We start from the raw sequence: 13590 nt of genomic DNA on the forward strand, positions 1-13590 counted from the left end.
CTTGTATGTCGCAACCCGTAACGCGCGGCGCCATTGATTTCAGGCAATGCGCCGTGGATACCGTATTGGCCGGACTTCTCGCGCTGATCATTTTCGGCCCCATGGTGGGGGTGGTGCTTAACGGATACAGTTTCGACTTTCAGCCCCGGCGGCTGATGTGGGTTATCCTGGTGGTGATGGCGGGCCGCGCCCTGGTGAGCCTGTTTTTGCAAACCGGTCCGGGGCTGCGTTTCCAGTCCCGTTTCCACAGCGACAGCGGCGGGGTGTATGTCTTGCCGGCGGGCTATAAAAGCCGTCTGCGCTGGATTATGCCGCTTATCGTGCTGCTGGCGGTGATATTTCCCTTTGTAGCCACCAAATATGTCCTGACGGTGGGGATTTTGGGCCTGATTTATGTGCTGCTGGGCCTGGGACTGAATATCGTGGTGGGACTGGCGGGCCTGCTGGACCTGGGCTATGTGGCGTTTTACGCCATCGGCGCCTACGGGCTGGCGCTGGGGCATGAATACCTGGGACTGGGCTTCTGGACCATGCTGCCGCTGGGGGCGCTGCTGGCGGCCCTGGCCGGCGCCCTGCTGGGCTTTCCGGTATTGCGCATGCACGGGGATTACCTGGCCATCGTTACCCTGGGATTCGGCGAAATCATCCGGCTGATTCTGAATAACGCCCTGGCGTTTACCGGCGGCCCCAACGGGGTCGAGGTGCCGTCTCCCACCTTTTTCGGTCTGGAATTCGGCCGCCGGGCCAGGGAAGGGGGCGTGCCGATTCATGAGTTTTTGCATATTCCCTACAACCCGAACCTGAAATTCGTGTTTATTTATGCCGTACTGACCCTGGTGGTCTTGCTGGTGCTGTATATCAATCAGCGCCTAAGGCGCATGCCCATCGGCAGGGCTTGGGAAGCGCTGCGTGAAGACGAGGTGGCCTGCCGCTCCCTGGGACTCAACCATGTGCTGGTAAAACTGTCGGCCTTTACCCTCGGCGCGTCCACCGCCGGGGTGGCTGGGGTGTTTTTCGCCACCTACCAGGGTTTTGTCAATCCCACCTCGTTTACCTTTTTTGAATCGGCGCTGATCCTGGCCATTGTGGTGCTGGGAGGGATGGGATCCACCGTCGGCGTGGTGATGGCGGCGTTTGTGCTGACGGTGGCGCCGGAGCTGTTGCGCAGTTTCGCCGAGTATCGCGTGCTGCTGTTCGGTATATTGATGGTGGCGATGATGATTTGGCGGCCGCGCGGACTGATTCGCATCAGCCGTTCCGGCTTTGCGGCGCGCAAGGGGGTGGCGCCATGAGCGATGCCATTCTCAAGGTCGAGCATTTGATGATGCAGTTCGGCGGCATCAAGGCCCTTAACGATGTCAACCTCGAGGTGGAGCGCGGCTCCATCACCGCCCTTATCGGTCCCAACGGCGCCGGTAAAACCACGGTATTCAATTGCCTTACCGGGTTTTACCGGGCCTCCGGCGGGCGTATCGAACTCAATACCCGGCAGCGTAGCGTGGATATCATCCAAATCCTCGGCCAAAAATTCCGCTGCGAGGATTGGCTGCACCCGGCGCGCTGGGGCCGGCGGGTCTTCTACAAAATGTTCGGCGGCACCCACCTGGTGAATCGCGCCGGGCTGGCGCGCACCTTTCAGAATATTCGCTTGTTCCGGGAAATGTCGGTGGTGGAAAACCTGTTGGTGGCACAGCACCGGCAAAGCAACCGTAACCTGATTGCCGGCATACTGAATACCAAGGGCTACCGCCGGGCGGAGAACCGGGCGCTGGACCGGGCTTTTTACTGGCTGGAGGTGGTGGATCTGGTGGACTGCGCCAACCGGCTGGCGGGTGAGATGTCTTACGGCCAGCAGCGCCGGCTGGAAATCGCGCGCGCCATGTGCACCGATCCAGAGGTGGTCTGTCTGGACGAACCCGCCGCCGGCCTTAATCCGGTGGAAACCCGCACCTTGAGCGGCATTATTCGCTTCCTGCGCGACAAGCACGGCATCACGGTGCTGCTGATAGAACATGATATGGGCATGGTGATGGAGATTTCGGATCATATTATCGTCTTGGATCACGGCGATGTGATTGCCCGCGGCGCGCCGCACTATATCCAGCATCATGACAGCGTCATCGCCGCCTATCTCGGCGCTGACGATGAAGAGGGGGAGATATGAACCGGATGCTGGAGTTCCGTGAGGTGGATGTATTTTACGGCCCGATCCAGGCGTTGCAGCAGGTCTCTCTAGAGGTTAACGAGGGAGAGACAGTGGCGCTTATCGGCGCCAATGGCGCCGGTAAATCCACGCTGCTGATGTCCATCTTCGGCCAGCCCCGCATCGCCGGCGGGCAAATTCTGTTTCGCGGCGAGGATATCAGCCGCAAATCAACTCACTCCATTGCCGCCGCCGGTATCGCCCAGGCGCCGGAGGGGCGGCGGGTTTTTCCGGATATGACGGTGACGGAAAATCTGCAAATGGGCACTATTCCCATCGGCAATCGCCATGAAGCGGAGGATTTGCAGCGCATGTTCACGCTGTTTCCTCATCTGGAAGAGCGCCGCCACCAGCGGGCGATGACCCTGTCCGGCGGCGAGCAGCAAATGCTGGCCATTGCCCGGGCGCTGATGAGCCGGCCTAAATTACTGCTGTTGGACGAACCAAGCCTGGGGCTGGCGCCGCTGGTGGTAAAACAGATTTTCCAGACCCTGCGCGAGCTGGCCCGTGAGGGCATGACCCTGTTTCTGGTGGAACAAAACGCCCACCATGCCCTTAAGCTTTCGGACCGGGGCTATGTGATGGCGAACGGCCGCATCCGCCTGCAGGGCTCAGGCGCACAGCTGCTGGAAAACCGGGAGGTAAGGCAGGCTTATCTGGGGGGAATATGATGCCGGCAGCGGGGCGGGAGTGGGTTGGCTCCCGCCGATTCTTGCCAATGGGTGGATAAATCACTCATCTTTTGCCGGTTCTTGCGTCAACTCTTCAGTGGATAATCCAGATACATTTTCGTTGGATTCTTCAGTCGACGCGCCAAAGGATTCTTGCGCTAACTCTTCTGTTAAGGACCCCTGCCCTGCCGTATCGATATGTGTGGCTAGCGGCAAAGAATGGGTTATACGTCCCCCCCCCGCCGGGGCGATATCATAAACGAATTCCCCCTTCACGTTATCCAGCCCCGCAAGCAGGCCGCTGCGGTGGGTAATCTCGAAACTGATCGCTCTGTCGCTTGCGGACACCGTACCGGAGGCGATATGCCGGGTTTCGGCCGGTTCATGGCTGTGGATACCGGGGATGATGTTAAGATTGATGCGGTAGGTATAACCCGCCTTGATTTCAGGCTGCGCCGGTATGCGGATGGTAACGCCGCGACGGGCGGCCTCACGGTCGATTTTATCGTCCAACGAAGCGGGCAGCAGTACCGGCGCCAGCAGTTTGGAATAATCGCCGCCGGTAACGGTGATGTATTTCGGCTTGCACACGGCGACATTGCCGGCCTGATCAAAAACAGCATAATAGACCGCATAACGGCCGTCTTTGAGTACCGTATCGGGGGCAAACTGGGTTTTAAGGTTTAGCACCCAGGGCACGCCATACGGCAAGCCATCTATTTCGCTTTCTATCAAACGCTGCCGGGTGGCCTCTCCCCAATGGAAGTCAAACAGATAACCGGCGGCGATTTTCCCCGGCGAGGGGATTTCAGCCTGAACGCCGGATTTGATGGAATATTGATTGATATGGTCATGGGGTGCATTGGTCACCCTGACCTGCGCCAGTCCGGGAGAATAGGCAAATACCGAGGCTGTGGCCGATGGACCGTGATGAAGGGCCGCGGTAATAGTTATCACGCCGCCTAAAGGATAGGTTAACCGCTGAACAGCTTTACCGGCGTGGTCGGTGGCTACAGTTGCCGGTTGAAAATTGAACAGTGGTGAGCTGAAGGTGACCTCAACATGGCGTGCCGGATCGCCGTGTTCGTTGACCACCGTCGCGGTTACGGTCACGGTCGTTATTGACTCTGCCGATACGGGATAACTTTCGGGCGTGGCTGTTAGGGAAATGGAATTTGGCATACGTTATTCCTTAATATGAAACTTTTATAAAAGGCAAATGCTAATTTAGATAATGAAGTATTTAGGTGAATTCCATTAGATATACAATGTTTTTTTTTAACGCGGTTATGTCGAAATTTGATGCTGAGAAATTATTTGATATTAATTTTATTATCCGGAAAAGGGACGATAGCAAATAGCTATCGTCCTATCAACTAAATTATAATTATAGGTTAATGAATGTTGCCGTTACTTGTGGATATTTACCTATCAATTATCATATCGTGGATTGTCAACTTTTTCCCTGCGATATTATTTATCGTCTCGGTCCCACCCCGGGCGGTGATCATGCCCGTGTCCGTGTCCGCCATGATGGTGATGATCGTCCTCGTCATCGACTTCGACAAAGGGGCCAACGGTATCAACCAGTATCCCTAAATGGCGGGAAGTTGATGCCGGGCCGGTAGCGGGCGAATAGACATAATAAACGTCCCCGATGCTATCGTCTATCCCGGCCAAAGTGGCAGCCGGAACGTTGAAGGTAATACCATCTGCGGGAATAGGTGTTGGAACGGGCTGGTCGAGGGCCAGGGTTCTGCTGATGGGGCCGGTTGCGCCGGGGCCTTGCGGCGTGGCGACTAAAAATATGCTATATGTCCCACTTCCAGCGGAAATTGCTGGTTGCGGAGGGATACGGATCTGCACGCCAATGGCGGCGGCAAGCGCATTGATTTTGTTATTCAAGCTGGCAGGGAGCAACAGGGGCGCCAGAAGGGTGGCGGGAGAGATAGCGCTGCCTTGTACGGTAATCGTCCTCGGCGTGCTTGACCCAGCATTTGAAGTGGGACTTGAGGGATCTTCGGTTACCGTATAGAAAGTCAAATAGCGGCCGTCCGTTAATACACTGGCGGTGGGGAAATTCGTTTTAAGATTGATAACCCATGGCAATCCCAAAATCACTCCGGTGTCACTCACATCGATAATGCGAGATCTTTGTACTCTTCCCCAATAGAAAGTTACCAGTGATCCGGCTGCGATACCTGGCTGGAGGGGGATGGTCGTCTGGATGCCGGAATTGATATCGTATTGATCAATGATACCATCTTCCGCATTAGTGACATAGAGCGGTGCTTTATTGGGATCGTACACCGGGACGGTGACCGTAGCGGAATCGTCCGGGATGGTGGCGGTTACTTTTATCACACCCACCAGTGCGCCGATTGCTGCGCTTAAGGTAATGCTAACTGTGGCAATTCCGGTTGCTGGATCTGTCGTTGCTGTAACCGGTGATCCTGGTGGGACAGGTGCCGGTTCGAACTCAAGCAGCGGGGTTGGGGATTCAAATGTGACCACGACACCGCCTTGGGGTGCTCCGGTGACCGCATCTACCACCAATGCTTCCAGTGCTATATTGGGGGGGGGAGTTAGAGTCCTGGAATATTGATTCGGAGTGGCCGTTAAGGTAATAATATTAGGCATAGAAATATCCTCAGTGAATTTAAATAATTCATCAGTTGCTGCCAAGGAATATTGTTATAGAAAGATAAAATCTTCAATGTTCATTTTTATCGACGACAGTGGTAAAAAAAAACATCGCTGCATTTCAGATATTAAGACACGGGAGGCCAAAACTGCCGCTTACCGTGTCTTAATCCAAGTTTAAGGCGAAATAAAAGTCAGGTTCGCCGCCGGTATATAAGGGCGAACGGCCGAACCTTGGCCGCCATCGTTAAAGTCCAACATCTGTACGATGACATAGACCAAACTGGTGGGAGTGGGGCTGATTACGTAGCCGGTAGTCTCACCAGCGCCATCGGTGATGGCGCTGGTATTTACCATCACCGCCGGGGTCGGTTCCGGGGTACCGCTGACATACCGTTGCGCACTTAACCCCAGATTGCTACCGACTACCGGGTTCCCGCGGGGGGATATTAGCCTGATGAGCACGCTGGCCGGCGTGGTGTTATCCGCCGGCGCCGTGGCCACCAGAGGTGTCATGGTCAAGGTGGGCAGTGCGAAATTCCCCCCGGAGGCGCTAAGCTCCGTACCGTTGGATGCATGGGCGGTTAAGGATGTTCCGCTTACATAGGTATTGGTGTATTGGACTCTTAGAATGCCGTCGCTGCCGGTGGTGCCTTGGGTGGTGGCGCCCGGTAGGGGTGAGGTAAATCTGAATGTCCCCGCGCCGTTGATGCCGCTTACTGTTAACTCCGCACCGGATAATGGCGCGCCGGCGGCATTGTGCACCAGTATATCGGCGGTATTGGGCTCCAGGCCATTGGCCAAACCGTTATTTTCCGTCACGGTAATGCTGACGATAAAGATATTGCGCGCGAAGTTGACGGTTTCTGTGGCGGATACGCCGCCGGCTAATTGCGCGGTCACCACGCTATCGCCTTCCGTCTCGCTGACCAGGGTCGCGGTGGCGATGCCGTCCGGGCCGGTGGGATTGATGACCGCCGTAGCAGTGGCGCCATTCGTGGCGGTAAAGGTCACGGTTTGTCCGTCCAGCCTGTTGCCGTTGGCGTCTTCCACCAGGGCGCTGACCTCGTTGGTGGCGATGCCGTCAGCCACGGCGCCGGTGTGCACCACGGTCAGCACGACCCGTGCGGTGGCGATGTCGGCGATAAAGTCGATAGCCACCGTTTGATTGGCGCCGTTGGTTAATGTGGCGGTAACCGTACCGTCGCCGGAGTTGTTGCTGACAATGGTGGCGGTGGCGATGCCGTTCGCGCCGGTGGGATTGATGACCGCCGTGACGGTGCCGAGCGTCGTGGTAAAGGTGACGGTTAGCCCCTCCAGATTATTGCCGTTGGCATCGGTGACATGGGCGCTGACCTCGTTGGTGGCGATGCCGTTGGCCACGGCGCCGGTGCGTACCGGCGTCAGGGTAATCCGGGCGGTGGAGACGTCGGCGATAAAGCCGATATCCTTGGTTTGATTGGCGCCGTTAGTCAATGTGGCGGTAACCGTACCGTTGCCGGAGTTATCACTGACGATGGTGGCGGTAGCGATGCCGTCCGCGCCGGTGGGGTTAATGACCGACGTGACGGTACCAAGCGTCGAGGTGAAAGTAATGGTTTGCCCCTCCAGTTTATTGCCGTTGGCATCCTCCACCAGGGCGCTGACCTCGTTGGTGGCGATGCCGTCAGCCACGGCGCCGGTATGCACCACGGTCAGCACGACCCGTGCGGTGGCGGTGTCGGCGATAAATTCAATATCTTTACTGGCATTGTTGCCGTTGGTCAGGGTGGCGACCACCGTACTGCCGACCGCCTTATGGCTGGTGAAAGTCGCACTCACCGTGCCGTCGGCGCCGGTGATTAGCGTCACCGGGCTGATATCGACGTCATTGGCGGTAAAGGTGACGGATTGTCCGGCCAGGTTATTGCCCAGGGCATCGGTGACATGGGCGCTGACCTCATTGGTGGCGGTGCCGTTGGCCACCGCGCCGGTGTGAATCACGGTCAGTTCCACTTTCGCGGTGACGGTATCGGGTATGAAGACAATATTCTCCGCCTGGCTGCTGCCGTTGCCCAGGGTGGCGGTGACCGCCATGGTGCCGGGGCTTTTGCTGATAAAGGTGGCGGTGACGATGCCGCCCGCGTCGGTTGGATTGGTGGTCGCAAAAAGCAGAGCGGGAGCGGCGACGGTAAAGTTGACGGTTTGTCCGGCCAGATTATTGCCGTTGGCATCGGTGACGTGGGCCCGAACCTCGTTGCGATTAACGCCGTCCGCCGTCGCGCCGCTGTTCACCACGCTCAGCACGAGGCGCGCAGTGGTGACATCGGCAATAAATGCAACGTCTTTTCCCTGGCTGCTGCCGTTGGTCAGCGTGGCGGTGACCGTGCTGGAACCGGCCTCGAGGCTGGTGAGGGTGGCTGTGGCGATGCCGTCCGCGCCGGTGGGGTTGATGACCGCCGTGACGGTGCCGAGTGTCGCGGTAAAGGCGACGGTTTGGCCGGAAAGCGGATTACCGTTGGCATCTTCCACTAAAGCGCTGACCTCGTTGGTGGCGGTGCCGTTGGCCACCACGCCGGTGCGTACCACCGACAGCGTCACTTTCGCGGTAGACGGGTCAGGGTTAAAGTTTGTGTTAACCGAACGGCTTACGCCGTTCAGGGTGGCGGTGACCACGCTGGTGCCGGCGCGCAGATTGGTGAGGGTGGCGATGGCGAAGCCGTCCGCCCCGGTGGTGCCGGTAACCGTGGTGACCGTAGCGCCGTTGGTGGCGGTAAAGGTCACCGTTTGCCCGGCCACCGGATTACCGGCCGCATCGGTAACCTTGGCCCGTACCTCGTTGTAATCGCTGCCGTTGGCAATGGCATTGTTTTTAGTGGCATTGAGGTTGGCGGCGGTGATTTGCGCCGCGACGGGCAATACCTCGATACGGGTGGAGGCGGTATTGGAGGCATTCTTTCTGACGTCGTAAGCCACCGCGCTCAGGTTATACAGGTTGGTGGCGGCGCCGGCGTGCTGATAGGGCGGCAAGGTGACGGTGAGGGTGTTTTGTCCCGCTTGCGTGACTTTACCGCCGGCGGCGATGATTTCCGCGTCATTCCAATCGATATGATCCAGGGCGTATTTCGAGGTGATCTGGGCGGTGACCGTCAGCGGGTCTCCTTCATAGCCGGTGACATGGTCCGGCAGCCTGAGCTCAATCACCTGCTGTTTCTGGTATTGCAATACAATATCATAGTTGCGATCCACCAGATCGTAGCGGTTGCCGGCCAGCGTCCTGAGCGACGCCACGCCGTCGGCACTGATTTGCGATTGCCAGGATGCCCCGAGCCGGTAATTCATCTGCAGGTTGAAGGTGGTGTCGTTCATATCGCCTTTGCCCTGGCGATAATCGACGCCAAGGGTGACCAGGCTAATGGGGGTGTAGTTCATGCCAAGGGTCACGGCGTAGGGATTATTTTGCAGATTGTCCTTGCCGAACAGCGCCACGTTATCGCCGCGGTACTGTTCGAAAATCAATTTGCCCCCCAACTGGGGATAAGAGGGTAAATACGCCTCGGCACGGATATCAAATCCATTGGCGGGGCGTTCATTATAATCTTCCAAATCCCTTGACTCGCGCCAATCGGAAAGCCGGAAATAATTATTGGCGGAAAGTTTAAGATAATCCCGCCAGGCTTCCAGGCCCATGCCGAACCGGCGGTTATGGGCGGTAATATCCTCGTCATAAAAAGCGTTCATGCCGTACATCCAGCTCCCTAGCCAGGTACGGGCGCCGGCGCCGATATTAATGGTGTTGCGGCTGTCCTTATTCCGGTAACCCCACTGGCTAAACAGCATTTCGTCGGGTTTGTCATACAGCGGCACCAGCAAATCGAACGCGCTGCCGTCCAGATGAAAGTCATCATTAACGTTTAGCTGTATCCGGGCGGTGCCGAATTGATTAAGCCATTGCTGGGCTTTCTGACCTATTTCCCCGGTGGCGGCGGAACGGAGCATGGCGTTGGCGGCCTCGCGGTTTTGATCCGCCGGCGCGGGAGCGCCGACGGAATTGCCGTCTGTGGTGAATATGCCGTTACCGGCGGACGGTTGCGCATTGAAGACAGACATTCCGCCGAAGTTGCCCAAAGAGAGGGCTTGGGGTTTAGATACCGGGCCGTGGGCGGAAAAATCAGCGACATTCAGCGGAACGTCGATTTCATCCCCGACACCTGATTGTTCGAAAGGCTTGGAGAATGTCCGGAATTGATTAAATTTTTTGAGTTCATCCACGCTGAGATGATATTTGTGCGCAACGGAAAACGGAGATTCACCCGGCCCCAGGACATAAGGTTGGGTTGCGATAATGGTTTGCGGTTTTATCGCGGCGGCAATGGCCGGCGAAAATGCAATACTGATGGGAAACAAGAATTGGAAAACAAGGGTGATCCATACCATCAGATTAAATAATCTTAATTTATCCGCTGAGTAGCAACCCGCCAAATTAACTGTTTTTTTGAAACTATGCGCGGCATGGATGAGCAATACGATCAAATAATTATTAAGAGAGTTAACCATTTTTGTTATCCTGCCGTCTATTTCGTTTGGACGCGTGAAACCATTACTCAGTATTCACTGAAAGCTTTTAATTAAATAATTTTCAATTAACGCATGTGGTTAATGTATGAATGGATTCTAAAATAAAATTGTTTTATCGATATCAAATACCCTTGTATTAAAATCCGGTGATTACATTAACATTGCTAATATTCTTTCAGAATATGTAAGTTCTGACTGGGTTATAATATCGAGAGTGCCACATCACACATGACAATTCCATCATTTTTTATACATAGTCTATATTGAAAGTTAATTAACCTCAGTCACATAAATCGAAATTTGTTGCTCATTTGACAGCGGGAATGGGATATGGAGGAGGCGGACCGAGTCCGGTGGCGTCGGTTGGTGAGCAGGCCCAAGATGGCGCTCAGACAGGAGAAAGTCAAAACAGGATTGGATCTGATAACCCCTGCTTATCACCTTGAATATGGCCGTTCATGGGCATTTTTACTTCAGGATAGCCGGTAAAAAAGTTGGCGAGCCGCTATGGTCAAAGACAAGCTTAGTTCATGACTATCGTATTCTTATGATTATGCTATTAGCACCTAATCACTATTCAGGAATAAATTATATGAATCTATTATCTTGCTAAGCAATAAATATAGCTTGTATACAGCATGACGGTCTCCGCTGATCCGCTACGGTCTCAGCCCGGGCTGGAATTTGAGTTAATTAACGTGGAGACGGATATACCTTGGCAGGTCTTAATCTTTGTCGGTAACAGTGGCGGGAAAAACGGGTGCTCGTCGCAGGTTCTTGTCATAAGCGATTGTATTAACATGCTAAAAGAAGAAAATCGGGCGTTGATATCCGCAATACTTGAATCCATCCCCGTTCCTTCATTGATGCCCGGCGTGACGACATGGAAGGTGCCGGCGGCATCGGTGGCATTGAACCGTGCCTTGTTGTAATCGCTGCCGTTGGCAATGGAATCATTTTTAGTGGCATTCAGGTTGGCGGCGATAATTTGCGCCGCGACTTGCAATACCCCGATACGAGTGCAGGAGGTATTAGAGCCCGGTTTACCGGTAAGGACCGAGGGATGGCGCTTTGGAGAGGTAAGAATGAAAAAGAGGATAATTTTTGCCGTGTCGCTCTCCATAGCCATGAATTTTTATTTTAGAGTATCACTGGTTAACCATTTAAAAACTGCATCAAATTAATTTGATAATTAAGGTTTGCCAGTGATACTGTGTATGGAAATGTCAATACAAGCAAGGTAAAAATTATCCTGTTAAGCACTTATCATCATGATTAGTGATCAAAGGCATCATTTTTTCCTCCATAAATGCTTGATAGGCACGAGTGTAATAGATATGACGTTCTATGACTAACTTTTTATCATCGCAATCAAAAGGTATAAATTTCACCTTGAAGTTTCGATCGTTGATGATGTTAATTATGGATGACGGCATGAGCCCTATGGCGTCGCCTTTTTCAATCATAGACAATTGTACATACAATTCAGGAATAAATACTCGCTTCGGATTTAGCTGATTCTTCGCAATATATCCTTCGATGTCATCGAATATCTCTTCATTTTTGTTTGCTTCATATTGAACCAGGATTTTATTCATAAAAAGTTCGTTTTGGCTATAGTCTTCAGTCTTAAGATCGCTTTTAACCGCCAGCATGATGGTGTCAGTTGACAATGCTTGGTGTAATAATCCCGGCGGACATTGAATCTTTTTCTGGGTAAAAAATATCTGACACAAACCTTTATTAAGAATGTCTCCGATATCTGTCTCATCAGAAGTGAAATATTCCAATGAGATATTATTTTTTGTGTCCTTAAATACTGGTGAAGATAAGAAAGGCGATAAATACGAATAGTCACGATGATCAAGTCCTATTTTTAAACTTGATTTCCCACTCTGAATTTGATGAGTCTTTTTAATCACTTTTTTTTCAATTTCACAAATTTCCTGGTATAATGGAAGTAATGTTGCATACAGATCACGTCCATAATTAGTGAGTTTTAAGCCATTATTGGTTCTGGTAAATAATTTATGCCCCAGATTCAATTCAAAAATTTTAATTGTCCGGCAAAGGGGAGACGGAGTAATGCAGAGTATAAGCGCCGCCATTCTTATGGATTGCTCTTGTGCGGTAACTATAAAATATCTTAATGTCTTAGATAATAGAATCATGTTAAACCTCCAACGTTACTCACTCATTTTAGGACGTCAAAAACAGTTCATTTGGTAGACAAATTTTATAGAAAGGCTTAATAAACCATCCATAACAAAAATTTTAATTTTCGTTTAAAAAACTATAGCGTTGCAAAGACTGAATTTGTGTCTAATAAACATTTTTGCATAACATAATTCAGACGTGAGGCATAAAAATATCCATTTATTTTGATTAGCCTTAGGCACGCTTAAAACTTCGCAATTCTCTGTTGATTTTTTCTGTCGGTAGATATCTTCTTTTGCCTTCCTTTTGGTATTTTCCGAGGCCAATCATTACAGCCGGAATTTATCGCGCCTGTTTTATCATGCGGTTTGCCGCAACGTGGCTTGACCATAACCGGTATGTGCCGGCCATCATCCGCAGACAGCGCTATGGTACCGGTCACGCCGGCTATCTGTAGGAGTGGATATATGTAGATATTTAATGCTAACCCCGCCGGGTGGATAAAGGGCGAACTCAGTAGTTCTCATCACTCCAGTTTTTTTGCTGTATCAAGAGTTATCGCGTTACATCAGCATTTGTTAACAAATCCTCTGAGATCTTTATGTTACTGGTATTGATAAAAGGTACGACGCAGTGTACAACTTGACAAGCATTTCGTATGAGGAAATTAAAAAATTGCATGATATTGTTATCCAGCTCACGCTTAATAAACAAGCTTGACAATAAAGGAAAGACATTACTAAAGGCAATGCTAATTTTCAACATTCAGGGGATATTATTATTTATTCACGATTCTTGTTGAGAGAGGAAAATCGTTATTTTCAACCATCAGTAAAATTAATATTTCTTTATAAAAATCAACTTTATCAATAGATTAGAATATCTTCTTTATTAAAAAAATGCTTTACGCTAGGCCACTTTTCCACAATAAAATTATTAAAAAAATTAGGAAAAAGGCTTATAAAATGGTGTTTTAATCTGTGATGACTGTAACATATCCGGTAAAGACAGTCATTTTAGTTTAGCTCCCGAACAGAACGTCTATAAATATGCTACTCACGTCCGGGATTAATAAATAAAAGCAATGGTTAGACCTGCTTTGGATAGGTGCGGCGCAGCCCGTATCTGTCGAAAAGAAATTTATTAAGATCTTTTTAACCATTATCATGAAGAGTGTTAATGCGGTCCAGCGGTGCTTATGGTCATTTTTATCATAAAAATCAATAAGAAAATGAGAAAACAGCCGATTCTCATCGTCCATAAATTAGACACAAATTTATATAAATTTGTGTAGTTGGTAAGCTGGTAAATCATAAATATTAATTTACAATCAAACTAAATATTAAATATATCTTATCT

At 51.6% G+C, this 13590-nt stretch carries 8 protein-coding genes; 3 read left to right on the forward strand and 5 right to left on the reverse strand.

The features are described 5' to 3' along the window. Window positions 1-5 precede the first annotated feature (5 nt). The 3 genes from livM to ACL2XO_RS05440 are packed head-to-tail and all read left to right on the forward strand — an operon-like array spanning window position 6 to window position 2874. Window positions 6-1292, forward strand: coding sequence for a high-affinity branched-chain amino acid ABC transporter permease LivM (gene livM / locus ACL2XO_RS05430; protein ID WP_132923440.1), 1287 nt, complete (start codon window positions 6-8; stop codon window positions 1290-1292). Next, window positions 1289-2164, forward strand: a complete 876-nt coding sequence (locus ACL2XO_RS05435) for an ABC transporter ATP-binding protein (RefSeq protein ID WP_413742340.1) — start codon at window positions 1289-1291, stop codon at window positions 2162-2164. The genes livM and ACL2XO_RS05435 overlap by 4 nt, the downstream gene beginning before the upstream one ends. 5 nt (window positions 2165-2169) lie before the next feature. Continuing rightward, window positions 2170-2874: an ABC transporter ATP-binding protein gene (locus ACL2XO_RS05440; RefSeq protein WP_413726883.1), complete on the forward strand. Its 705-nt coding sequence runs from the start codon at window positions 2170-2172 to the stop codon at window positions 2872-2874. 60 nt (window positions 2875-2934) lie between these two features. Here ACL2XO_RS05440 and ACL2XO_RS05445 read toward each other — a convergent pair whose 3' ends face one another. The 5 genes from ACL2XO_RS05445 to ACL2XO_RS05465 all read right to left on the reverse strand — a co-directional run bounded on the left by ACL2XO_RS05445 (window position 2935) and on the right by ACL2XO_RS05465 (window position 12245). Beyond that, complete coding sequence (locus ACL2XO_RS05445) at window positions 2935-4056, reverse strand: Ig-like domain-containing protein (protein WP_413726574.1); 1122 nt, start codon at window positions 4054-4056, stop codon at window positions 2935-2937. Window positions 4057-4347: 291 nt separating this feature from the next. Further along, the gene (locus ACL2XO_RS05450) at window positions 4348-5514 is read right to left on the reverse strand and encodes a hypothetical protein (RefSeq protein WP_413742341.1); all 1167 of its coding nucleotides are present in this window, start codon (window positions 5512-5514) and stop codon (window positions 4348-4350) included. A 180-nt stretch (window positions 5515-5694) separates the two neighbouring features. Further along, a complete protein-coding gene (locus ACL2XO_RS05455) occupies window positions 5695-9933 on the reverse strand; it encodes an Ig-like domain-containing protein (protein WP_413742342.1) in 4239 nt (1412 codons plus the stop codon). A gap of 808 nt (window positions 9934-10741) precedes the next feature. Then, window positions 10742-11203: a hypothetical protein gene (locus ACL2XO_RS05460; protein ID WP_413726577.1), complete on the reverse strand. Its 462-nt coding sequence runs from the start codon at window positions 11201-11203 to the stop codon at window positions 10742-10744. A 118-nt stretch (window positions 11204-11321) separates the two neighbouring features. Then, window positions 11322-12245, reverse strand: coding sequence for a LysR family transcriptional regulator (locus ACL2XO_RS05465; RefSeq protein WP_132923434.1), 924 nt, complete (start codon window positions 12243-12245; stop codon window positions 11322-11324). Window positions 12246-13590 lie beyond the last annotated feature (1345 nt).

The sequence above is a fragment of the Sodalis sp. RH15 genome, from assembly GCF_047324255.1.
GTDB lineage: Bacteria > Pseudomonadota > Gammaproteobacteria > Enterobacterales > Enterobacteriaceae > Acerihabitans > Acerihabitans ligni.

Excerpts from the sequence above, each read along its gene's own strand:
- ACL2XO_RS05465 (WP_132923434.1), bottom strand. The coding sequence starts at position 12,245 with ATGATTCTATTATCTAAGACATTAAGATATTTTATAGTTACCGCACAA.
- ACL2XO_RS05445 (WP_413726574.1), bottom strand. The coding sequence starts at position 4,056 with ATGCCAAATTCCATTTCCCTAACAGCCACGCCCGAAAGTTATCCCGTA.
- ACL2XO_RS05440 (WP_413726883.1), top strand. The coding sequence starts at position 2,170 with ATGCTGGAGTTCCGTGAGGTGGATGTATTTTACGGCCCGATCCAGGCG.
- ACL2XO_RS05460 (WP_413726577.1), bottom strand. The coding sequence starts at position 11,203 with ATGGCTATGGAGAGCGACACGGCAAAAATTATCCTCTTTTTCATTCTT.
- livM (WP_132923440.1), top strand. The coding sequence starts at position 6 with ATGTCGCAACCCGTAACGCGCGGCGCCATTGATTTCAGGCAATGCGCC.
- ACL2XO_RS05455 (WP_413742342.1), bottom strand. The coding sequence starts at position 9,933 with ATGGTATGGATCACCCTTGTTTTCCAATTCTTGTTTCCCATCAGTATT.
- ACL2XO_RS05450 (WP_413742341.1), bottom strand. The coding sequence starts at position 5,514 with ATGCCTAATATTATTACCTTAACGGCCACTCCGAATCAATATTCCAGG.
- ACL2XO_RS05435 (WP_413742340.1), top strand. The coding sequence starts at position 1,289 with ATGAGCGATGCCATTCTCAAGGTCGAGCATTTGATGATGCAGTTCGGC.